This window comes from Clavibacter michiganensis (genome assembly GCF_021216655.1).
GTDB classification, from domain to species: domain Bacteria; phylum Actinomycetota; class Actinomycetes; order Actinomycetales; family Microbacteriaceae; genus Clavibacter; species Clavibacter michiganensis.
Genome location: NZ_CP080437.1, coordinates 2943611 through 2964015, shown reverse-complemented (window position 1 = coordinate 2964015; position 20405 = coordinate 2943611). Strand labels below are relative to the sequence as shown.

Annotated in this window: 25 protein-coding genes; 10 read left to right on the top strand and 15 right to left on the bottom strand. The window is 74.3% G+C overall.

Annotated elements, in window-relative coordinates; genetic code table 11:
- The first annotated feature begins 2 nt into the window (after window positions 1-2).
- The 3 genes from K0V08_RS14095 to K0V08_RS14085 all read left to right on the top strand — a co-directional run bounded on the left by K0V08_RS14095 (window position 3) and on the right by K0V08_RS14085 (window position 2038).
- Complete coding sequence (locus tag K0V08_RS14095; protein ID WP_079531595.1) at window positions 3-395, top strand: DUF1304 domain-containing protein; 393 nt, start codon at window positions 3-5, stop codon at window positions 393-395.
- Between the two features lie 78 nt (window positions 396-473).
- Entirely contained in the window at window positions 474-1133 is a 660-nt protein-coding gene (locus K0V08_RS14090; RefSeq protein WP_079531593.1) for a biliverdin-producing heme oxygenase, read from the top strand.
- 83 nt (window positions 1134-1216) lie between these two features.
- Window positions 1217-2038, top strand: coding sequence for a DNA/RNA non-specific endonuclease (locus tag K0V08_RS14085; RefSeq protein ID WP_079531590.1), 822 nt, complete (start codon window positions 1217-1219; stop codon window positions 2036-2038).
- Window positions 2039-2096: 58 nt separating this feature from the next.
- Here the strand turns inward: K0V08_RS14085 and hemL are convergent, their stop codons facing one another.
- The 13 genes from hemL to hemE form a co-directional block, all read right to left on the bottom strand.
- Window positions 2097-3464, bottom strand: coding sequence for a glutamate-1-semialdehyde 2,1-aminomutase (gene hemL / locus K0V08_RS14080; protein ID WP_079531588.1), 1368 nt, complete (start codon window positions 3462-3464; stop codon window positions 2097-2099).
- A gap of 82 nt (window positions 3465-3546) precedes the next feature.
- Window positions 3547-4527: a porphobilinogen synthase gene (hemB, locus tag K0V08_RS14075; RefSeq protein ID WP_079531585.1), complete on the bottom strand. Its 981-nt coding sequence runs from the start codon at window positions 4525-4527 to the stop codon at window positions 3547-3549.
- Complete coding sequence (locus K0V08_RS14070; RefSeq protein WP_079531583.1) at window positions 4524-5363, bottom strand: uroporphyrinogen-III synthase; 840 nt, start codon at window positions 5361-5363, stop codon at window positions 4524-4526. The genes hemB and K0V08_RS14070 overlap by 4 nt, the downstream gene beginning before the upstream one ends.
- Window positions 5360-6346, bottom strand: coding sequence for a hydroxymethylbilane synthase (hemC, locus tag K0V08_RS14065; RefSeq protein ID WP_011931816.1), 987 nt, complete (start codon window positions 6344-6346; stop codon window positions 5360-5362). The genes K0V08_RS14070 and hemC overlap by 4 nt, the downstream gene beginning before the upstream one ends.
- Complete coding sequence (locus tag K0V08_RS14060) at window positions 6343-7593, bottom strand: ferrochelatase (protein WP_079531580.1); 1251 nt, start codon at window positions 7591-7593, stop codon at window positions 6343-6345. Before K0V08_RS14060 ends, hemC begins: the two co-directional genes overlap by 4 nt.
- Window positions 7593-8363, bottom strand: coding sequence for a hydrogen peroxide-dependent heme synthase (hemQ, locus tag K0V08_RS14055; protein ID WP_079533650.1), 771 nt, complete (start codon window positions 8361-8363; stop codon window positions 7593-7595). Before hemQ ends, K0V08_RS14060 begins: the two co-directional genes overlap by 1 nt.
- A 70-nt stretch (window positions 8364-8433) precedes the next feature.
- The gene (locus tag K0V08_RS14050; protein WP_079531578.1) at window positions 8434-8997 is read right to left on the bottom strand and encodes a TIGR03086 family metal-binding protein; all 564 of its coding nucleotides are present in this window, start codon (window positions 8995-8997) and stop codon (window positions 8434-8436) included.
- 87 nt (window positions 8998-9084) lie between these two features.
- The gene (gene mptB, locus K0V08_RS14045) at window positions 9085-10704 is read right to left on the bottom strand and encodes a polyprenol phosphomannose-dependent alpha 1,6 mannosyltransferase MptB (protein ID WP_231689085.1); all 1620 of its coding nucleotides are present in this window, start codon (window positions 10702-10704) and stop codon (window positions 9085-9087) included.
- A 39-nt stretch (window positions 10705-10743) separates the two neighbouring features.
- Entirely contained in the window at window positions 10744-11019 is a 276-nt protein-coding gene (locus K0V08_RS14040) for a DUF3618 domain-containing protein (RefSeq protein ID WP_079531572.1), read from the bottom strand.
- Window positions 11009-11425, bottom strand: coding sequence for a phage holin family protein (locus K0V08_RS14035; RefSeq protein ID WP_011931810.1), 417 nt, complete (start codon window positions 11423-11425; stop codon window positions 11009-11011). Before K0V08_RS14035 ends, K0V08_RS14040 begins: the two co-directional genes overlap by 11 nt.
- A 32-nt stretch (window positions 11426-11457) precedes the next feature.
- The gene (locus K0V08_RS14030; RefSeq protein ID WP_011931809.1) at window positions 11458-11799 is read right to left on the bottom strand and encodes a hypothetical protein; all 342 of its coding nucleotides are present in this window, start codon (window positions 11797-11799) and stop codon (window positions 11458-11460) included.
- 127 nt (window positions 11800-11926) lie between these two features.
- Window positions 11927-13366, bottom strand: a complete 1440-nt coding sequence (gene hemG / locus K0V08_RS14025) for a protoporphyrinogen oxidase (RefSeq protein ID WP_079531570.1) — start codon at window positions 13364-13366, stop codon at window positions 11927-11929.
- Window positions 13359-14486, bottom strand: coding sequence for a uroporphyrinogen decarboxylase (gene hemE / locus K0V08_RS14020; protein ID WP_079531568.1), 1128 nt, complete (start codon window positions 14484-14486; stop codon window positions 13359-13361). The genes hemG and hemE overlap by 8 nt, the downstream gene beginning before the upstream one ends.
- Window positions 14487-14590: 104 nt before the next feature.
- On the opposite strand from hemE, the gene K0V08_RS14015 reads away from it, so the two are divergent.
- From K0V08_RS14015 to K0V08_RS14000, 4 genes are read left to right on the top strand one after another with little or no spacing between them, the layout of a single operon-like run.
- Window positions 14591-15910, top strand: a complete 1320-nt coding sequence (locus tag K0V08_RS14015; protein ID WP_079531565.1) for a glutamyl-tRNA reductase — start codon at window positions 14591-14593, stop codon at window positions 15908-15910.
- A complete protein-coding gene (locus tag K0V08_RS14010; RefSeq protein WP_227266978.1) occupies window positions 15907-16545 on the top strand; it encodes a GNAT family N-acetyltransferase in 639 nt (212 codons plus the stop codon). Before K0V08_RS14015 ends, K0V08_RS14010 begins: the two co-directional genes overlap by 4 nt.
- Before the next feature lie 13 nt (window positions 16546-16558).
- Entirely contained in the window at window positions 16559-17164 is a 606-nt protein-coding gene (locus K0V08_RS14005) for a GNAT family N-acetyltransferase (RefSeq protein ID WP_079531563.1), read from the top strand.
- 9 nt (window positions 17165-17173) lie between these two features.
- Complete coding sequence (locus K0V08_RS14000; RefSeq protein ID WP_197278534.1) at window positions 17174-17719, top strand: NUDIX hydrolase; 546 nt, start codon at window positions 17174-17176, stop codon at window positions 17717-17719.
- On the opposite strand, the gene K0V08_RS13995 is transcribed toward K0V08_RS14000, so the two are convergent.
- Window positions 17709-18026, bottom strand: coding sequence for a hypothetical protein (locus K0V08_RS13995; RefSeq protein ID WP_079531560.1), 318 nt, complete (start codon window positions 18024-18026; stop codon window positions 17709-17711). The two genes, K0V08_RS14000 and K0V08_RS13995, sit on opposite strands and share 11 nt — an antisense overlap.
- 132 nt (window positions 18027-18158) lie before the next feature.
- Between K0V08_RS13995 and K0V08_RS13990 the strand changes: the two genes are divergently transcribed.
- Complete coding sequence (locus K0V08_RS13990) at window positions 18159-18332, top strand: CsbD family protein (protein ID WP_011931801.1); 174 nt, start codon at window positions 18159-18161, stop codon at window positions 18330-18332.
- A gap of 104 nt (window positions 18333-18436) precedes the next feature.
- Here the strand turns inward: K0V08_RS13990 and K0V08_RS13985 are convergent, their stop codons facing one another.
- Complete coding sequence (locus tag K0V08_RS13985) at window positions 18437-18859, bottom strand: ester cyclase (RefSeq protein WP_079531557.1); 423 nt, start codon at window positions 18857-18859, stop codon at window positions 18437-18439.
- Between the two features lie 119 nt (window positions 18860-18978).
- Here K0V08_RS13985 and K0V08_RS13980 point away from each other — a divergent pair, with 119 nt between their 5' ends.
- Together K0V08_RS13980 and K0V08_RS13975 are read left to right on the top strand one after the other, a co-directional pair.
- The gene (locus K0V08_RS13980; protein ID WP_079531555.1) at window positions 18979-19410 is read left to right on the top strand and encodes a MarR family winged helix-turn-helix transcriptional regulator; all 432 of its coding nucleotides are present in this window, start codon (window positions 18979-18981) and stop codon (window positions 19408-19410) included.
- Window positions 19407-20390: a zinc-binding alcohol dehydrogenase family protein gene (locus K0V08_RS13975; protein ID WP_079531552.1), complete on the top strand. Its 984-nt coding sequence runs from the start codon at window positions 19407-19409 to the stop codon at window positions 20388-20390. The genes K0V08_RS13980 and K0V08_RS13975 overlap by 4 nt, the downstream gene beginning before the upstream one ends.
- The last annotated feature ends 15 nt before the right edge of the window (window positions 20391-20405 follow it).

The window sequence follows — 20405 nt, the reverse complement described above, 5'->3', positions numbered from 1 at the left end:
TCATGACCGCAGTCGCCGCCACCGGCACAACCTTCGTCGGACTCGCGGCGCTGCTGCACGTGTTCTTCTTCCTCCTGGAGAGCGTCTGGTTCGAGAAGCCGTTCGCCTGGAAGCGCTTCGGCGTGGCCGACCAGGAGAAGGCCCTCATCATCAAGCCGTGGGCCTACAACCAGGGCTTCTACAACCTCTTCCTCGCGCTCGGCGCGGGCCTCGGGCTGATCCTCTACTTCGTCGGCAACGCGCCCGCCGGCCTCACGCTCGTGCTGTTCACGACCGCGTGCATGGTGCTGGCCTCGATCATCATCGCGAGCACCGGCAAGAAGTACCTCGTCCCCGCGCTGATCCAGGGCGTGCCGCCGCTGCTCGGCCTCGTCTTCTTCGCCGCCGCCTCCTGAGCCGTCGCCGACGGACTGCCATGAGGGCCGCAGCCCTCTTCCGCGGGACAGGCAGATGAGGTTAGGCTCACCTACATCATGAACGTCGTCCCCCTCACCGAGGCCCTCCGCGACCGGGCACGACCGCGTGCCGAGGCGCAGGACGCGGACGAGTTCATGACGGCGCTCGTCACGGGCCGCGGCTGCCGCGACGACTACGTGGCCCTCGTCGCCCAGCACTACTTCGTCTACCGCGCCATCGAGCAGGCGACCGAGCGCATGGCAGCGGATCCCGTCGCCGCGCGCTTCATCAGCCCCCGCCTCACGCGCCTCCCCGCCATCGAGGCAGACCTCGACTACCTCGTCGGACACGACTGGCGCGAGGTCGTCCGGCCGCTCGCGAGCACGGCCGCGTACGTGGAGCGGATCGAGCAGGTCGGCTCGGTCTGGGTCGGCGGCTTCATCGCGCACCACTACACGCGCTACCTCGGCGACCTGTCCGGCGGGCGGCTCCTGCGCTCGCTCCTGCAGCGCCAGTTCGGGTTCGACACGAACGGCGTCGGCCTCTACCTCTTCGCGGAGATCGCCGAGCCCCGGCGGTTCTGCAGCACGTACCGCGAGGCACTCGACCAGGCGCCGTGGGACGACGACGAGCGGGCCCGGGTCGTCGCCGAGGTCGAGAACGCGTACCGGCTCACCACGGACGTCTTCGCCGAGCTCGCGCGCGGCCGCGCCACGGCTCCTCTCCGCCTGGCCTGAGCCGACCCTCCCGTCGCCCGCCGTCCGCTGCGCGTCCACCCGGGCCCCGGTCGCGCGTCCGAGGCCGGGCATAGGCTCCGGACATGGACGGCTACGACCTCGACTTCCTGCCCATCGCCCTCCCGCTGCCGGAGGCTCCGGCCGACGCGCGGCCCGTGCGGCTCGACTACCTGCACTTCACGGTCCTCATGGACACCGACCGGCGCCTCGCCGCCGTCACGGCCGTGAACATCGACGGCGCGCGCCTCGTGGACGTGGAGCGCTCCGACGACTGGCACCTGGATCCGCGCCTCCCGGCCGAGCAGCAGTGCGGCCCCGAGCTGTACGCGCGCAACGACATCGACCGCGGGCACCTGGTGCGGCGGCGGGATCCGGTGTGGGGCGGCATCGCGGAGGCCGCCCGCGCCAGCGCCGACACCTTCGCGTACACGAACGCGGCCCCGCAGGCGGCGGAGTTCAACCAGTCCAAGGAGCTGTGGCTCGGCCTCGAGGACTACGTGCTCGACAACGCCGACCTCGGCGACCGGCGCATGACGGTGTTCACCGGCCCCGTGTTCTCGGACGACGACCCCGTGTACCGCGGCGTGCGGATCCCGCTCATGTTCTGGAAGATCGCCGCCTGGGTCTCCGGCGACCGGCTCGCGGCCACCGCCTACCTGCTCGACCAGGCGCCGGAGCTCGGCGACCTCGACCGGCGGTCGGCGACCGCGGACGCTCCCGAGCTCGGGCCGTACCGCACCTACCAGGTCGCCGTGTCGGAGATCGGAGCGCTGACGGGCTACGGGGTGGCGCAGCTCGCCGCCGCCGACCGGCTCGGCGTGCCCGCGACCGCGCGGCCCGGCACCCCCGAGGACGGCCGCGACGGCTGGGTCGAGCTGGAGCGGTTCGCGGCGATCACGCTCTGAGGCGCGTTCGACGACGGGCCCGGCCGACCGGCCGGGCCCGTCCTCATGCGTGCCGCGGCTACGCGGGCGGGGTCGCCGCCGCGGCAGCGCGCGCGGCGGCCGGGAGGGCGCGGATCACGCGGTCGAGCGATGCCTCGTCCATGGCGGCCGAGACGAACCACGCCTCGAACACCGACGGCGGCAGGCTGACGCCCTGGTCGAGCATGGAGTGGAAGAAGGCCGGGTAGCGCCAGGTCTCCTGCGCCTGCACCGTGGCGTAGTCGGTGATCCCGTGCTCGGGCGGCGTGCCGAACGTGAAGCTGAAGAGGCTGCCGGCGCGCTGCACCGAGTAGGCGAGGCCGGCGCGGTCGAAGGCGAGCTCGACCGCGTAGATCAGGATGTCGGCAGCGATGTCGAGCGCGCGGTACACGCCGGCGTCCGCGAGGCGGAGGGTCGTGAGGCCCGCCGCGACCGCGACCGGGTTCCCCGAGAGCGTGCCCGCCTGGTAGACGGGGCCGAGGGGCGCGAGGTGGTCCATCACGTCGGCCCGGCCGCCGAGCGCGGCGACGGGCAGGCCGCCGCCGATGACCTTGCCGTACGTGACGAGGTCGGGCGTCCAGGCGTCGGGGTGGTCGGCCGCGAGGCCGGCGTTGTCGAGGCCCCAGTAGCCGGCCGGGTGCACGCGGAAGCCCGTGAGGACCTCGTCGGAGATGAAGAGGGATCCGTTGTCGTGGGCGATGCGGGCGAGCTCGGCGGTGAAGCCGGGCAGCGGCGGCACGACGCCCATGTTCGCGGCCGCGGCCTCGGTGATCACGGCGGCGATCCGCGGCCCGTGCTCGGCGATGACGGCGCGCACGGCGTCGAGGTCGTTGTAGGGCACGACGATGGTCTGCGCGGCGATGGCCTCGGGGATCCCCGCGGAGCCGGGCAGGGCGAGCGTCGCGACGCCCGAGCCCGCCTCGGCGAGGAGGCTGTCGGAGTGGCCGTGGTAGTGGCCGGCGAACTTCACCAGGAGGTCGCGGCCCGTGAACCCGCGGGCGAGGCGGATCGCGGTCATGGTGGCCTCGGTGCCGGTGGACACGAGGCGCAGCTTCTCGATCGGGCGGCGGTCCGGGGATCCGTCGACGCCCGCGACGCGGACGCGATCCGTGACGAGCTCGGCGAGCTCCGTCTCCGCGGGCGTGGTCGCGCCGAAGCCGAGGCCGAGGGCGGCGGCGTCCTGCACGGCCTTGACGACCTCGGGGCGGGCGTGGCCGAGGATCGCGGGGCCCCACGAGTTGACGAGGTCGACGTACTCCACGCCGTCGGCGTCGGTCACGTACGGGCCCGCGGCCTTCACCATCATGCGCGGCGTGCCGCCGACGGAGCCGAACGCGCGGACGGGCGAGTTCACGCCCCCGGGGATGACGTCGCGGGCGCGGTCGAAGAGGTCCTGGGAGTGGGTCACGATGATGTCCTTCGGTGCCGGGCGGGGATCCGCTCGGAGGGTGGGCCGGACGCGTCCGGCGAGGAGGAGGGAGGTGGGCGGCTCAGCGCCGGGCGAGGCGCTCGGCGAGCTCGACGGCCCAGTAGGTGAGGATCGCGTCGGCGCCGGCCCGCTTGATCCCGAGGACGCTCTCCTCGATGGCGCGCTCGCGGTCGATCCAGCCGTTCTGCGCGGCGGCCTCGATCATCGCGTACTCGCCGGAGATCTGGTACGCCCAGACCGGCACGCTGCTGGTCGCGGCGACGTCGGCGAGGATGTCGAGGTAGCTCATGGCGGGCTTCACCATGACGACGTCGGCGCCCTCCTCGATGTCGAGCTCCACCTCGCGGAGGGCCTCGCGGCGGTTGCCGTTGTCCATCTGGTACGTGCGGCGGTCGCCCTGGAGCTGCGAGTCGACGGCCTCGCGGAACGGGCCGTAGAACGCGGATGCGTACTTGGCGGCGTAGGCGAGGATCGCGACGTCGTGGTGCCCTGCGTCGTCGAGGGCCTCGCGCACGGCGCCGACCTGGCCGTCCATCATGCCGCTGAGGCCGAGCAGGTGGGATCCCGCCTCCGCCTGCGCGAGCCCCATGGCGCGGTAGCGGTCGAGGGTGCGGTCGTTGTCGACCACGCCATCGGCGTCGACGACGCCGCAGTGGCCGTGGTCGGTGAACTCGTCGAGGCACAGGTCGGTCTGGACGACGAGCGCGTCGCCGACCTCCTCGACCGCGACGCGCGTGGCGACGTTGAGGATGCCGTCGGGGTCGCTCGCGCCGGAGCCCTCGGCGTCGCGGACGGACGGGACGCCGAACAGCATCACGCCGCCGATCCCCGCCTCGGCCGCCTCGACGAGCGCGCGGCGCAGGCTGTCGAGCGAGTGCTGGGAGACGCCGGGCATGGAGGTGATGGGCGAGGCCTCCGTGAGGCCCTCGCGCACGAACATCGGCAGCACCAGGTCGGCGGCGTGCAGGCGCGTCTCCGCCGTGAGCCGACGCATCGCCGGGGACGTGCGGAGGCGGCGCGGACGGTAGTAGGGGGAGGTCATTCGGTGGTGCTCCGATCGAGGAGGTCGGCGAGGCCGGTCAGCCCCGCCGTGTCGGGACGCGGCTCCTCGTGACGGGCGATCTCGACCAGGGCCTGGATGAGCGACGCGGCCGAGCGCTCGGAGGCGACGACGTCCACGCGCACGCCGGAGCGGCGGGCGTCCTTCGCGGTGCGCGGGCCGATGCAGGCGATGAGCACGCCGTCGGGCACGTCGCCGAGCTGCTCGTGCACCTGCTCCGCGACGCTGCCCGAGGTGACGAGGATGGCGCGGACGCGGCCGGAGGAGACGTCCTCGCGGATCCGGTCGCTGACGAGCACGCCGACCGTGCGGTACGCGACGACCGAGCGCACGTCGTGCCCGCGCGCGATGAGGCCGTCGGTGAGCGTCGGCTTCGCGATCTCGGACCGGAGCGTGAGCACCCGGCGGCGCGGGGATCCGGCGGCCATCTCGGTCCACTCCTCCAGGAGCGCGGTGGCCGACGAGTCGATGGAGGGCACGAAGTCGACGGTGTAGCCCGCGGCGACGAGCGCGGCGGCCGTGGTCTCGCCGACGGCCGCGATGCGCGTGCCCTCGGGCACGACGGCGCGGTGCGATGCGAGCACGTCGACCGTGGTGGCGCTCGTCACGGTGAGCCAGTCGAAGGATCCCGCGGCCAGGTCGGCGAGGGCCGACTCCAGCGCCTGCGCGTCCTGCGTGGCGGCGAAGTTGATCATGGGCGCGACGACGGGCGTGGCGCCCTGCGCGCGGAGGTCGTACGCGACGCCGTCGCCCCACGGTCCGCCGCGGGGCACGAGGACGCGCCAGCCCTTCAGGGGCTTCTGGTCTGTCGAGGTCATCGGGTCCCTCCCAGCGGCGCGAGATCGGCCGCTCCGGCGTCGAGGAGCTCGCGGGACACGGGCCCCGAGAGCGCGGAGGCGGATGCGCCCAGCTGCGCGAGGTCGAGCCCCGCCGTGTCGAGCTCGTGGCTCGCGGCCATGCGCTGCGTGCCGTCGGGCCGGTAGACCACGGCGGTGAGGGCGAGGCGGGCGCTCGTGACGGTGGCCCAGGCGCCGATGGGCGCGGCGCAGCCGGCCTCGAGGGCGGCGAGCACGCCGCGCTCCGCGAGGACGGCGGCGTGCGTGAACGGGTCGTCGACGGCCTCGACGGCGCGGCCGACGACCGAGTGCGTCTCGGCGTCCTCCGTGCGGATCTCGAGGGCCAGCGCGCCCTGGCCGGGCGCGGTGGGCCAGCGGTCGAGCTCGAGGTGCTCGGTGGCGGCGTCGATGCGGCCGATGCGCTCGAGGCCGGCCGCCGCGAGCACGACGGCGTCGAGGTCGCCCGCGGTCACGCGGGAGAGGCGGGTGTCGATGTTGCCCCGGATGTCGACCACGTCGAGGTCCGGGCGCTCGGCGAGGATCTGCGCGCGGCGGCGCGGGGATCCGGTGCCGACGCGGGCGCCGCGCGGCAGGGTCGCGAGCGTGAGGCCGTCGCGTGCGCAGAGCACGTCGCGCGGATCCTCGCGCACCGGCACGGACGCCACGGTGAGACCGGCGTACGGCGCGGTCGGGAGGTCCTTGAGCGAGTGCACCACGAGGTCGCACTCGCCGCGGAGCAGCGACTCGCGGAGCGCGCTGGCGAACACGCCCGTGCCGCCGAGGCTCGACAGGGACTCGCGCGACGTGTCGCCGTGCGTGGTCACGGGCACGAGCTCGACCTCGAGTCCCGACGCGCCGGTGATCTCCGCGGCGATCGCCCGCGTCTGGGCCAGGGCGAGCGCGCTCCCCCGGGTCCCGATGCGGAGCGTCGTCGTCGGAGCCGACGTCGTGGGACCGTCCGTCACGGTGCGAGCCCGGAGACGGCGGGCTTGAAGCCCAGTCGCACGTTCTCGCAGCAGCCGGGCCGGCACACGTCGTACCAGGGTCCGAGGTCGGTCATGTGCGGGCGGTCCTCCGCCTTCATGCCGTCGCGGCGCTCCAGCACGAGGTCGATGAGGCCGTCCACGTACGCGGCGTGCACGCCCGGCGTGGGCACGCGCACCGAGTAGAGGCCGTTCTCGGCGGCGGACTCGGTGGCCTCGTTGTCGAGGTCCCACTTGACCTCCATGTGGTCGCTCACGAAGCCGAGCGGCACGATCACGACGGCTCGGCGGCCCTGCGCGGGCAGCTCGCCGATGGCGTCGTTCACGTCGGGCTCGAGCCACGGCATCGAGGGCGGGCCGGAGCGCGACTGGTAGACGAGCTGCCACGGCACGTCCTGGTCGATGCCGAGCTCCTTCGTGACCTCGTGCATCACGACCTCGGCGACGGCCAGATGCTGCGCGGCGTACGCGCCGTCCTCGTCGAATCCGCGCTCGGCGGGTCCGGACCTGGAGGCGTCCGACGACGGGATGGAGTGCGTGGAGAAGAGGATCTCGACGTCCGTCGACAGGTCGACGGGGGCGCCCTCGGCCTCGAAGTGGGCGACGACGTCACGGATCCCGTCGCGCGTGCCCTCGATGAACGGCGTGACGAAGCCCGGGTGGTCGAAGAACTGGCGCACCTTGTCGATGCGCACGACGCCCTGCAGCCGCGTGTCCTCGAGCGCGTCCGCGAAGTCCTCGCGGTACTGACGGCAGGAGGAGTACGAGCTGTACGCGCTCGTGGCGACGGCGATGAGCTGGCGGTAGCCCTTCTCCTCGGCCTCGCGCAGCGCGTCGTTGAGGTACGGGCCCCAGTTGCGGTTGCCCCACAGCACGGGCAGGTCGATGCCGCGCTCGGCGAGGCGCGCCTCGAGGGCGGCCTTCAGCTCGCGGTTCTGCTCGTTGATGGGGCTGATGCCGCCGAACGCGCGGTAGTGGTGGGCGACCTCCTCGAGGCGCTCCTCGGGGATCCCGCGACCGGCGGTGACGTTGCGGAGGAACGGGATGACGTCGTCCTGGCCCTCGGGGCCGCCGAAGGACGCGAGCAGGATCGCGTCGTACGCGACGGGCTCCTCCACGTGGGCGGGGCCCATCTTCGCGGCCTCGCTCGCGGCGGAGACGAGGGCGCCGGGCGCCCGGGGGGCGTCGGTGGCGGGGGCGGGCTTGCGACCCAGGTTCACTGCGGCCATTACTGGAGGACCTCCACGAGCTCGGCGGTGGTGATGCGGCGGCCCGTGTAGAACGGGACCTCCTCGCGCACATGACGGCGCGCGTCGGTGTTGCGCAGGTCGCGCATCATGTCGACCAGGTCGACGAGCTCGTTCGACTCGAGCGGCAGGATCCACTCGTAGTCGCCGAGGCCGAACGACGAGACCGTGTTGGCGACGACGCTGCGGAAGGCCGCGCCCTGGCGGCCGTGCTGGGCGAGCATGCGCCCGCGCTCCTCGGGCGGCAGCAGGTACCACTCGTAGGAGCGGACGAAGGGGTAGACGCAGAGCCAGTCGCGCGGCTCCTCGCCCCGGAGGAAGCCGGGCACGTGGCTGCGGTTGAACTCGGCGTCGCGGTGGACGCCCGCGGCGCTCCACGACGGGATGAGCGCGCGGATGAGGCGCGCGCGGCGGATCTCGCGGAAGGCCCACTGGAGGGTCTCCATCTGGGGGCCGTGGATCCAGACCATGAGGTCGGCGTCGGCGCGCATGCCCGAGACGTCGTAGAAGCCGCGGACGGCGACGCCCTCCGCCTCCACGATGTGGACGATGCCGTCGAGCTCGTCGACGGCCCCGGGGACCTCGCGACCGTCGAGGTCGTCGGGGCGGGCGGGATCGCGGCGGAGGACGGCCCAGAGGGCGTAGCCGCTGGGGGATGCCTCGGGGGCGGGCCCGTCGTCAGGACGGGCCTCTCCGGGGGACTCGATCGGGGGGACCTGAGATGCCGCCGACTCGGCAGCCGGGATGCTCATGATCTCCATGGTACGTCTCGCGGGGACCCCGCCCCTGCATCGGACGGGCGGCCGTCAGATCATTCGCGGGCTACCGGGCGTCGCGGCCCGTGAGCGCGAGCAGCCGCACCTGCAGCGGCGCGTCCTCGGCGACCGGCACGGGCGACGCGAACAGCCCGCTGGCCTCGAGCGTGTCCTTCTGCGGGGCGAACACCGTCCACGTGGCGCGCACGAGCTCGTCGTCGATGCGCTCGTCGGCGCCGACCGCGCGCGCGAGGTCCCAGCCGTGGATCACGACGTCGGACAGCTGCTCGCGCAGGTACTCCCGGGCGGGCACGCGGTCGCTCGACAGCAGGACGGGACGCTCCGGGTCGACGCCCTCCCACGCCGCGAGCGCCTCGCGGGAGTAGCGGCCCCACTCGGCCACGAGGTCGTCGTCGAGGTCGCGGATGAGCGGCTGGCCGGTCTCGACGGTGTGGCCGGCGAGGAGGAGCGGCACCCACTGCTGCTCCTCGATGACGTGCGCCACGAGCTCGCGGACGTCCCACTCGACGTCGGGCGTGGGCGCCGTCCAGTCGGTGACGGCGGCGAGGCGGTCGGCGAAGCCGCCGTGGGCCCGGCGGATCAGGTCGTGCCAGTCGAGGTCGGTGTCCATGGTCGAGCTCCCGTCGGTGGTGTGCTCGGGGAACGTCGGCGGCGGTCGCGCGCATTCCCGCGTGCCTCGGCGACGCGGGCGCGAGGGTCAGACCGGGGGCTGCCGGGCGGCCGAGAACTGGTGGCGGGGCGCGCGGAGCGCCCGGAACGGATCCGTGCCCGCGAGCCCCTGCAGCCCCGACGCGAGGATCCCGAGGACCCCCACGACCGCCACGACGACGACCAGCAGGCGCGGCCAGCCGGACGCGACGGAGTGCACGACGGCCATGGGCTCCAGCAGGTTGACGCCGACGAGGAACACGGTCGCCGAGACCGCGAGCGCCATGGCCGCGCCGTCCGCGATGCCGACGACGGCGAGGATCACCAGCACCCACAGGCCGTACCAGGGGTAGACGACGGGCGACATCGCGACGATGCACGCGAACGCCAGCGCGAGGCGGGCCTCGCCGGAGAGCGTGCGGGTCGTGAGGATGCACCAGGCGGCGCCCGCGAAGCCGAGCAGGATGCCCGCGGTCTTGATGCCGCCCTCGACCGCGTCCCCCGGCCCGCCGAGCGCATCGACCAGCGGGCCGAACGCGCCCGCCGCCACGCCGAACGGCATGAACCACGAGACGACGGAGACGGGGCTCGACAGCGCGGAGATCCAGCCGAGGCCGACGCCGAGCAGCTGGCCGCCGAGCGCGAGGAGGCCCATGGCGGCGAGGCCGGACGCGGTCCACGCCGCCCAGACCCGCGGGTCGCGCGTGGGCGGGCGGAGGCCGACGACCCCGCCGGCCGACCCGTCGACCGCCACGCCCTCCGGCGCACGGTCGTCCACGCGACGGGCGCGCATCTCCGCGTGCACGATCGCGACGATGGGCAGGGCGAGGAGCGCGATGGGCTTGACCGCCACCGCGCCCGTCACGAGCAGGACGCCGAGCACGGGCCTCGAGTCGATGGCGGCGAGGAGGCCGGCGACCAGCAGGCCCATCATCAGCGCGTCGTTGTGCGCGGCCACCACGAAGTTGAAGCTGACGAGCGGGCTGGCGGCGAGGAACCACGCGGTGCGCACGGGGTCGATCCGGCGCCGGCGGGCGATGCGGAGGCCGCACGCGACCATCAGGACGACGCCGACCACCGCGACGCCGCGCGCCGCGAGGACCGCGACCTCGACGCCGAGGGCGTCGTCGATCCCGCCGATGACGCGCTCGATGGCGAGGAACAGCGGGCCGTAGGGCGCGGGGGTGTGCGCCCAGAGCGGATCGACGCCCGTGCTCCGCCAGTCGGGCAGCACGGCGGGCCCGTGCTCGTAGGGCGAGAGGCCGGCGCCGAGCACGCGGCCCTGGGCGATGTACGAGTAGATGTCGCGGCTGAACAGCGGCGCGCTGAACAGGAGCGGGACGGTCCAGATGACCGCGAGCCGCAGCGTGGCGCGCAGGCCCGCCGGCCCGAGCCGCGGGAGCAGCGCGCCGAGGAGGAGCCACGCGGACGTGAGCATGAGCCCGCCCACCACGACAGCGACGGACCCGACGCTCGTCCCGAGGGGCGAGACGCGGAGCGCGCCGATCACCGGGGTGCGGGACAGCTCCGACTCGGCAGGCGCGTGGCCGACGACGAAGGACGCCGCGAGGAGGAGCAGCGAGCCGACCAACCCGACGATCCCCGGCAGCAGCAGCGGATGCGCCCCCAGGGATCCCGGATCACGCGCCTCGCGGCGGCGCGGACGCACGGGATCCCCCTCGGCCATGACGGACGCTCGACCGTCGGGTCAGCGGCGCGCGGCGCGGGCCATGGCCCAGACCACGCCGCCGACCACGACGACCGCGCCCACCCCGACGGCCACGAGGAGCAGCGGGTCCTCGTCGGCCGTGCGGCGGATGCGCCGGCGCAGGTCGGCGATGCCGTCCTCCGCCCGGCGGCGGACGTTCAGCTTGGCCTCGAGCGCGTCGAGCGTCGCGGAGATCTCCTCGCGCGTGTGCTGGATGTCGAGCTTCAGCTCGGTGCGGGACCGGGGTCCCGTGGGGCGGGGGCGGTCAGTGGTCATACTTGCCGGTCCCCTTCACCGCGTCGACGTCCTCCTTGAGGCTGTCCACCGTCTCCTCGGGCGTCGGCGGGACGCCCTTCTTGATCCACCGGATGCCGAGCAGCGCCAGCACCACCGTGATGAGGAGGAAGACGCCCGCGACGATGAGCGCGGAGAGCCACGGCGAGAACGCCTCGGACAGGCCGAGGATCGCGGCGGCGACGAGCACCAGGAACGCGATGAACGCGAAGAACAGCGCCACGACGAGGAAGCCGGCACCGATCCCCGCGTGCTTGAGCTTGCTGACGAGCTCGTTCTTGAACGACTCGATCTCGTCCTTGATCAGCTGGACGATGAGCGTCGGCAGGTCGGCGACGAGCCGGACGAGCGAGCGCTTGCTCTTCGGATTGAGATCCTGATCCGTCATGCGGGGTTCCCTCCTGGGGATGGGCGGGCGGGTCAGCGGGAGGTGCCGGAGCCGTTCGGCTCGGGCGAGGCGGGGTCCATGGTCGGGTAGTGCGTGCCCGAGGCGCTCGAGGGGGTGGAGCCGCTCGCGGTGTCCTTCTTGCCGCCGGTGACGGTGCCGACGACCTTCTTGGCGCCGCCGACGACCGCGTGCGCGACGTCGGGGGTGTGGTCCTTCACGAAGCCGGCCGCGTTGTCGACCTGGCGCTGGACCTTCGGGTCGTCCCAGACCTTCTTGGCGTTCGTGCGGATCTGCTCGTAGCGCTTGCGACCGGCGCGGGCGCCGAGGACGTAGCCGACACCGGCTCCGGCGACGAAGAGAAGCTTGCCTTTCATGGGAGATCTCCGATCGTTGAGGGGGCACGTGCAGCACACGTCGGTCCAGCGTATCCCTCCGCCGCCGCCGCGTGGTCGGGGGCGACGGGGCGGTCGGCGGCCGGCCAGCCGGGGCCGCGATCGCCCATCAGCGCGCCAGGAGGCGCGCCGCGGCGGCCTGCGCGTCCGCCACCACGGAGGCGAGCCCGGTGCCCGCGACGGCGGACCCGGTGATCTCGAGCCCCGGATGCTCGGCCGCCTCGTCGCGCACGGCCTGCACGCGCTCGCGGTGGCCGGACGCGGCGAACGGGAGGGCGTTGGTCCAGCGCACGCGGGCGGATCCGGTGACGCGGCCGGCGAGGTCGACGCCGAGCAGCGCCGACGCGTCGTGGACGGCGATCGCGGTGAGCTCGTCGTCGGGGACGCCCGCGGTGTCGTCGTCACCGCCCGCGCGCCCGTAGGAGAGGCGGAGCACGTGGCGGTCGCCCGCCTGCTCCTTCAGCCACGGCCACTTGGCGGTGGCGTGCGTGAGGGCCTTGGCGCGGATCCCCGGGGCGTCGGCCGCGACCAGCACGCCGGTGCCGCGCGGAGCGGCGTCGAGCTCGGGCGCGCGCACGACGAGCGTGACCAGCTCGACGGAGGACGGCGCGGGCCAGCCCTCCGTGACCGCGCGCGGCGCGAGTCCCTGGAAGAGGTGGATGAGGCCCGCCGCGGGGATGGCGAGGATGACGCCCGCCGCGTCGACGCCCCGGCCGTCGGCGAGCTCGACGTGCCAGTCGTCGTACGCGGCGGCGCCCTCGTGGGAGCGGTGCCGGTGCACGGCCTCGACCGCGAGCGACGTGCGGACGTCGACGCCGAGGCGCGCGAGGTCGGCGACCAGCGCGTCCACCAGCAGGTGCACGCCGCCGACGATGCCGCTGACGGCGGATCCCGCGGGAGAAGCGGCGCGCATCGACGCGACCGCGCGCCCCAGCGACCCCTGCTCGGCGAGCCCGGCGCGGAGGCCGGGCGCGACCGCGTCGGCGTCGACCTCGTCGGGGTGGGCGCTGTGCACGCCGGAGACGATGGGGGCGACCAGCCGGTCGACCACGCGGTCGCCCATGCGGGCGCGGACGAGGCCGCCGAGCGTGCGCTCCTTCGCGCCGACGGCGGCGGGGAGGAGGAGGTCGGCCTTGGCGCGGGCGACGCCGGCCCGGCCGATCGCGGTCGCGATGGTGGCGTCGAACGGGTGCGCGGGGATCCCGAGCAGGCCCGTGCGCGGCAGCTGGATGGCGCGTTCGGCGAGCTGCACCCACGCCCCGTCCGGGTTCGGCTGCACGATCAGGTCCGCGAGGCCCAGCTCCCCCAGGAACGTGGCGACGGTGCCGCGGCGGGTGGCGAAGCTCTCGGCGCCGCTGTCGAGGCGGAGGCCGTCCACCACGTGGGATCCGACGGTGCCGCCGAGCGAGGGCGACGCCTCCACGAGGATCACGCGCTTCCCGGCGAGGGCGCAGGCGCGCGCGGCGATGAGGCCGCCCACGCCGCCGCCGATCACGACGACGTCGGTCGGGTCGACCTCGCCGGCTGCCTGCCGCGGGTCGCTACTCACGGACGAGGTCCACGATGCGGGTGAGCACGGTCGGGTCGGTCTCGGGCGGGACGCCGTGGCCGAGGTTCAGGATGTGCGCAGGCGCCGCCTTCCCGCGCTCGAGCACGTCGCGGACGTGCGCCTCGAGGATCGGCCACGGGGCGGCGAGGAGCGCCGGGTCGACGTTGCCCTGGACGGGCACGGATCCGCCGAGCCGCCGCGACGCCTCGTCGAGCGGGATGCGCCAGTCGACGCCCACCGCGTCGACGCCCACGTCGTGCATCGCGCCGAGCAGCTCCCCCGTGCCGACGCCGAAGTGGACGAGCGGCACCGTGCGGCCGTCCGCGGCCGTGATGGTGCGGACGTGGTCGAGCGCGAGGGCGGACGCCGGGGCGACGCGCTGCGTGTAGTCGGCGAGCGAGAGGCCGCCGGCCCACGAGTCGAAGAGCTGCGCGGCGCTGGCGCCGGCCATGACCTGCGCGTGCAGGAAGAGGCCCGTGATCTCGGCGCACCAGCGCATGAGGGCGTCCCAGGCGTCGGGATCCGCGTGCATGAGGCCGCGCGCCGCGATGTGGTCCTTGCTCGGTCCGCCCTCCACGAGGTACGCGGCGAGCGTGAACGGGGCGCCCGCGAAGCCGATTAGCGGGGTGTCGCCCAGCTCGGCGACCGTGCGCGCGACCGCCTGGCGGATGGGTTCGAGGGCGGCCGGGTCCAGCGACGGCAGCGCGGCGACGTCGGCCGCGGTGCGCACGGGCTTCTCCAGCACCGGGCCGCGGCCCGCGACGATGTCGACCCCCACGCCCGCGAGCTTCAGCGGGATGACGATGTCGCTGAAGAAGATGCCCGCGTCCACGTGGTGGCGGCGCACCGGCTGCAGCGTGATCTCGCTGGCCATCTCCGGGTCGAGGCACGCGTCGAGCATGCGCGTGCCCACGCGCAGCTCGCGGTACTCGGGCAGAGACCGGCCGGCCTGGCGCATGAACCACACGGGGGCGCGCTCGCCGCGACGACCGCGGTACGCCTCGACGAGGAGCGACGACGCGGTGCGCGTGTTGAGCGGATGCTCCGCAGGGAGCGGGACGACGGCGGACGAGGGCGCTGAGGCGGCGGAGGAGCTGGGCGTGATCACGGAGGAGATCATCGCATCCCCCGCCTGCGCGCCCGCTCGGCTGGGGAGGCTGGCCGCACGTAGTCAGGGTGCCCTCACCGACCCGGAGCACACGGCGGGGAGGTTTACCATGGAGCGTGCTCATATGTCTGACGGCGAGTCATCACAACGCCAGCTTCGAGGTCCTCGAGAAGCTGTCCGTGGCCGCACCCTCCGTCGCCGGCGCGCTCATGGAGCAGAACGACTTCATCGCGGGGGCCGTCGTCCTCGCCACCTGCAACCGGTTCGAGGCCTACCTCGACGTGGAGGAGCCCCTCACAGCGGCCCGCGCGCTGGCCGTCGAGGCCACGGTCGACGTGGTCAGCGGCGCCAGCGGCATCGCCCGCGACGACGTCCGCGGCAGCGTCGACGTGAAGTGCGGCGACGCGGTCGCCGAGCACCTCTTCGCCGTCTCCTCCGGCCTCGAGTCCGTCGTCGTCGGCGAGGGCGAGATCGCGGGCCAGGTCCGCCGGGCGCTCGAGGGCGCCCGCACCGGCGGCACCACGAGCACCGGCCTCGAGCGCCTCTTCCAGACCGCGTCCAACACGTCGCGCGGCGTCAAGACCCGCACGGGCCTGCAGAGCGCCGGACGGTCCATGGTCCGGCTCGCGCTGGACCTCGCCGAGAGCCGCATCGCCGACTGGTCGGCCACCCGCGTCCTCCTCGTCGGCACGGGCGCCTACGCGGGCGCGAGCCTCGCCGCGCTCCGCGACCGCGGCGTCGTCGACGTGCACGTCTACTCCCCCTCGGGCCGCGCGCAGAAGTTCGCGGGCCCGCACGGCATCCCCGCCGTCGAGGGCCGTGACCTCCTCCGGGCGCTCGCGGCCTCCGACATGGTCGTCACCTGCAGCACCGCGCCCACCGCCGTGCTCGCCGCGCACCACATGCAGGGCGCGGCAGCGGTGTCGGGCGACGGGCGCCGCCGCCTCGTCATCGACCTCGGCCTCCCCCGCAACGTGGATCCCGACGTCGTCACGGTCGATGGCGTCGAGCTGCTCGACCTCGAGACCATCAGCCTGCACGCGCCGCTGCGCGACCTCACCGCCACGGACGACGCGCGCGAGATCGTCAGCACCGCCGCGGCCGAGTTCCGCGCGGCGAGCGCCGAGGACGAGGTGGCCCCCGCCGTGGTGGCGCTCCGCACGCACATCTTCGACGTCCTCGAGGGCGAGCTGGAGCGCGTGCGCAAGCGCGGCGACTCCTCCCACGCCACCGAGAAGGCGCTCCGCCACCTGGTGAGCGTCCTCGTCCACCAGCCCTCCGTGCGCGCCCGCGAGCTCGCGCGCCAGGGCGAGGGCGCGCGCGTGGTGGACGCCGTCCAGGCGCTCTTCGGCCTCGACGTGGAGATGCCCGCCGCGGTGTCCTCCCCCGTCGCCGTCGCGCTCTCGCGCACGGCCGAGGCGGGCCAGGCGTCGTGAGGCCCCGCATCCTCCGCGGCCCGCGCCTCGACGCGCCGCTCAGGATGACGGAGCCCGTGCGCACCGAGCGCCTGGTGATCCGGCCCTACACGGCCGACGACCTCGACGACTACGCCGACATCCAGCGCCGACCCGACGTGGTCGAGTACATGTTCTGGCCGCTCCGCGACCGCGAGGCGTCCAAGCGCCACCTGGCCGCCCGCCGCCGGAAGACCCGGCTCGAGCAGTCGAACGACTTCCTCGGGCTCGCCGTCGAGCTGCCAGACGAGCCGAGCCTCAACCCGCGCGCGGGATCCGGCCGCGTCGTCGGCGACGTGTCCCTCCTCCTCCGCAACGCGGCCTCGCGCCAGCTCGAGATCGGCTGGGTCATGAACCCGGACTTCGCCGGCCGCGGCTACGCCACCGAGGCCAGCCGCGCCATGCTCGACATCGCCTTCCAGCGCGCGGGCGCCCACCGCGTCCTCGCGCAGCTCGACGCCCGCAACACCTCGTCCGCCCGCATGGCCGAGCGCCTCGGCATGCGCCGGGAGGGGCACTTCCGCGAGGAGCACCTCGTGAAGGGCGAGTGGGTCGACAGCCTCTACTACGCCGTGCTGGCCGACGAGTGGGCGACGACGACGCCCGCCGCCACCTGACCGGCGGATCCCCGTGGACGGCGACCTGCCCGCGCTCGACCCGGTCGAGGTGCGCGGTCCCGTCCGCACTGATCGGCTCGTGCTGCGGCCGTTCACGCCGGACGACGTGGTCGCGATCGAGGCGTACGCGGAGTCCCCCGGCGCGCGGCCGCACCTCGCCGGATCCGCGGCCGACCCCGCGCGTATGCTCGCCGACCGCCTCGGCTGGACCCGGCTGGCGGAGGTGGGCGACCGGCTCGCCCTCGCGATCGAGCTGCCCGCCCAGGGCCAGCGGTGGTCGCGCGTGGTCGGCGAGGTGCACCTGCTGCTGCGCGATCCCGGGGCACGGCAGGCGGAGCTCGGCGTGGTCCTGCACGAGGACGTGCGGGGCGCTGGCGTCGCGGTGGAGGCGGCGGACCGGATCCTCGAGCTCGCCTTCGCCGAGGTGGGCGTGCACCGCGTCGCCTGCCGGGTCGACGCGGCGGACGCGACCGCGCTCGGGCTGGCCGGGCGCCTCGGCATGCGGCGCGAGGGGCTCCTGGTGCACGACCGGTGGGTCGGCGGAGCGTGGGCCGATACCGTTGTCGTCGCCCTGCTCGACGTGGAGTGGGCGGCTCGCACGAGCCTCGACGGACTGTAGGAGGACCGCGTGACATCGACCCCCGACCCGGCAGGACGCCCCGTCGTCCCGGTCATCGACGACGACGATGACGACGACCTCGACGAGCTGGACGAGCTCGACTTCGACGGGCCCGGGGACGCCGCCCGACGGCGCGATCCCGACGACCGGCCGCTCCGGGTGGCCGCGCTCGCCCTCATCCGCGACCGCCGAGTGCTGATGGTGCGCGTCCAGGGGCACGACGTGCTCTACCTGCCCGGCGGCAAGATCGAGCCCGGCGAGGGCGCGCGGCAGGCGCTCGTGCGCGAGGCCGCCGAGGAGGTGGGGCTCGACATCGACCCCGCCACGATCGAGGACCTCTTCACCGTCCTGGCCGACGCGCACGGCGTGCACGCGGGACGCCTCGTGAGCATGACCGTCTATCGCGCGGAACCGCGCGAGGGCACGCGGCAGGAGCCGGTGCCGTCCGGCGAGGTGGCGGAGGTGGAGCTCGTCGGATCCGCGGACGCGGACCGCTGCCCGCCCGCCGGGCAGGCCGCGCTGGAGCGCCTCGTGGCGCTTCGGCTCATCGACTGACGGCGTCGTCCCCGGGGGTCGCGGCGTCGGCCGGGGCCACGGCGTCGTCGCCGGGCGCGCGGGATCCGGCGGCCAGCTCGACCGCTCGGGTCCCGCGGACCTTGCGGCGCTGGTCGACGAACGCGACGGCGGCCACCAGGGTCGCGATGCCGCCCGCGACGAGCGTGCCGGTCACCTCGCCGACGCCGTCGACCTGCACGGCGGTCACGAGGATCGCGACGGTGAACGCGGCGATGACGAGCCCGACGGCGAGGATCAGCCAGGAGAGCAGGCCCTTGGCGCGGGCGTCGGGCGTGCGGGTGGCCATGCGCCCATCCTCCCATGGGCGGCGGGGGATCCCCCGGCGGCGCCGACCCGTGCGTCCGGTGGGAGGGGGTGACGGCCGAGGCCGGCGGGCGTAGCGTCGAAGGCGTCCCATCCACCGAACGAAGGAGCGCATATGAGTGCGGATGACAAGGCCCAGAACACCGGCGAGAAGCTCGCGGGGAAGGCCGAGGAGGCCTTCGGGAAGCTGACCGGCGACGACAGCAAGGTCGCCGAGGGCGAAGCGAAGCAGGCCGGGGCAAGCGCCAAGCAGGCCGGCGAGAACGTGAAGGACGTCTTCAGGAAGTAGGACTTCCGGAGGGACGTCCCTCCTGAGAGGCGAGGGGCCGGGTGCCGAGCATCCGGCCCTTCGTCATGCCCGCGCCGCCTCCGCCGCCGGATCCCTGGCCGTCCTCATCGGAGGGCGGGCGGGAGCGCGCCGATCTGACCGAGCAGCGCGAGGAGGTCGGGCTGCCCGACCTCGTCGATGATCCTGCCGTCCGCGAAGCGGTAGAAGGCGCTCGCGCCGACGGCGATCGGCCTCCCCGTCGCCGGGACGCCCAAGAACTCGCCGTCGTGCGTGCCACGGAGCTCGAAGCGAGCAGCCACCTGATCGCCCTCGACGACGAGCTGCTGGACGGTCCACCGGACATCCGAGATTGCTCCGCGCATGATCGCGAGGATCTGGAGGTACCCGTCGAGCCCGACCAGGGGCTCGGGCGAGAACGGCGTCATGAACGCCGCATCCGGGTGGATCACCTCGCGGCCGATCGCCTCGTCGCCGCTGTTGATGAACTCGAGGAACCGCTGCATCGTGGCGCGCAGGTCGTGGGTCATGTCACTCCGATCTCGTCGGGGCGCCAGGTCGGCACCCGCGGCAGATACTTTACATAGCAAGCATCAGCGCTAGCCTGACGGTGCCGGCGCCCGCTGCCGGCGTCGAGGGAGGTGCGCGGATGAGCGCCCAGGAGTACTTCGCCGCGCTGGTGCGGCACGAGACCGACCTCTGGAACGCCGTGGAGAGGCGGATGCGCAGCGACGGCGCCGTGAGCCTCGCGCGCCTCGAGGTGCTGCGGGTCGTCGCGGCCGTGCCCGACGGCGCCCGCGTGCAGGACGTCGCGACCGGCGTCGGCGGCTCCATCGCCGCGGCCAGCAGGCTGCTGGACCGCCTCGACGCCGACGGCCTCCTCCTCCGCGCACCCCATCCCACGGACCGGCGGAGCGTCCGCAGCCGCCTCTCCCCCGCCGGCGAGGCCGCGCTCGCCACGTCGGACGGACGCTTCGTCGAGGCGCTGGACACCGTCCTGGGCCACGCCGACGCCGCAGCGATCTCCGCGGGCATCGCCGCGCTCGAGCGCATGCAGCGGGCGCTGGAGGCGGGCCGATGAGCCGCACGATGCGCGCGGTCGTGATCGACGCCCCCGGCGACCCCGAGGTCCTGCGGCTCCGCGAGATCCCGGTGCCCGTCCCCCGGGCCGGCGAGGTCCTCATCCGCGTGGAGGCGTTCGGGCTGAACCGGTCGGAGCTGCACTTCCGACGGGGCGTCGGCGACTTCGGGAGCTTCCCGCGCGTGCCCGGCATCGAGGCCGTCGGCACCGTCGAGTCCGCACCCGGCGGCGAGCACGAGCCCGGGACCCAGGTCGCCGCGCTCATGGGCGGGATGGGCCGCACCTTCGACGGCGGCTACGCCGAGCACGCGCTCGTGCCGGCCACGAGCGTCGTGCCGTTCACCAGCGCCCTCGACTGGGCCGTGCTCGGAGCCGTCCCGGAGATGCTGCAGACCGCGCACGGCTCCCTCACCACGGGGGTCGGCGTCCGGCCCGGCGACACGCTGCTGATCCGCGGCGGCACCTCGTCCGTGGGGCTCGCGAGCATCGTCCTCGCCAAGATGCACGGCGCCACCGTCATCGCCACCACCCGCAACCCCGACCGAGCCGACCTGCTGCGGGTCACCGGCGCCGACCACGTGGTCGTCGACACCGGCCGCATCGCCGAGCAGGTGCGCGCGATTGTCCCCGGCGGAGTCTCCGGTGCCATCGAGCTGATCGGCACGGACACGCTGCCCGACACCCTCCGCGCCACCGCCGTGCACGGCACCGTCTGCTTCAGCGGGATGCTCGCCGACGTGTGGACCATCCCGGACTTCTACCCGATGGACGTGATCCCCAACGGCGTGCGCCTCACCGCCTACTCCGGGGAGGCGAGCGACCTGCCGGCGTCCGTGCTGCAGGGGTTCCTCGACGCCGTCGCGGCCGGCACCGCGACCGTGCCCCTCGCCCGGACGTACGCCCTCGACGAGATCGTGCAGGCCCACCAGGACATGGAGGACGGCGCGCGCGTCGGGAAGCTCGTCGTCGTCACCCGCTGATCCGGGCGGTGCCGT

Coding starts and splice junctions, on each gene's coding strand:
- hemB (WP_079531585.1), bottom strand. CDS start 4,527: ATGACCTCCCCCTACTACCGTCCGCGCCGCCTCCGCACGTCCCCGGCG.
- K0V08_RS14050 (WP_079531578.1), bottom strand. CDS start 8,997: ATGGACACCGACCTCGACTGGCACGACCTGATCCGCCGGGCCCACGGC.
- K0V08_RS13985 (WP_079531557.1), bottom strand. CDS start 18,859: ATGACCCACGACCTGCGCGCCACGATGCAGCGGTTCCTCGAGTTCATC.
- K0V08_RS13995 (WP_079531560.1), bottom strand. CDS start 18,026: ATGGCCACCCGCACGCCCGACGCCCGCGCCAAGGGCCTGCTCTCCTGG.
- K0V08_RS14040 (WP_079531572.1), bottom strand. CDS start 11,019: ATGACCACTGACCGCCCCCGCCCCACGGGACCCCGGTCCCGCACCGAG.
- K0V08_RS14035 (WP_011931810.1), bottom strand. CDS start 11,425: ATGACGGATCAGGATCTCAATCCGAAGAGCAAGCGCTCGCTCGTCCGG.
- K0V08_RS13990 (WP_011931801.1), top strand. CDS start 18,159: ATGAGTGCGGATGACAAGGCCCAGAACACCGGCGAGAAGCTCGCGGGG.
- K0V08_RS14085 (WP_079531590.1), top strand. CDS start 1,217: ATGGACGGCTACGACCTCGACTTCCTGCCCATCGCCCTCCCGCTGCCG.
- hemE (WP_079531568.1), bottom strand. CDS start 14,486: ATGATCTCCTCCGTGATCACGCCCAGCTCCTCCGCCGCCTCAGCGCCC.
- K0V08_RS14060 (WP_079531580.1), bottom strand. CDS start 7,593: ATGGCCGCAGTGAACCTGGGTCGCAAGCCCGCCCCCGCCACCGACGCC.
- K0V08_RS14030 (WP_011931809.1), bottom strand. CDS start 11,799: ATGAAAGGCAAGCTTCTCTTCGTCGCCGGAGCCGGTGTCGGCTACGTC.
- K0V08_RS14095 (WP_079531595.1), top strand. CDS start 3: ATGACCGCAGTCGCCGCCACCGGCACAACCTTCGTCGGACTCGCGGCG.
- K0V08_RS14070 (WP_079531583.1), bottom strand. CDS start 5,363: ATGACCTCGACAGACCAGAAGCCCCTGAAGGGCTGGCGCGTCCTCGTG.
- K0V08_RS14090 (WP_079531593.1), top strand. CDS start 474: ATGAACGTCGTCCCCCTCACCGAGGCCCTCCGCGACCGGGCACGACCG.
- K0V08_RS13975 (WP_079531552.1), top strand. CDS start 19,407: ATGAGCCGCACGATGCGCGCGGTCGTGATCGACGCCCCCGGCGACCCC.
- hemQ (WP_079533650.1), bottom strand. CDS start 8,363: ATGAGCATCCCGGCTGCCGAGTCGGCGGCATCTCAGGTCCCCCCGATC.
- K0V08_RS13980 (WP_079531555.1), top strand. CDS start 18,979: ATGAGCGCCCAGGAGTACTTCGCCGCGCTGGTGCGGCACGAGACCGAC.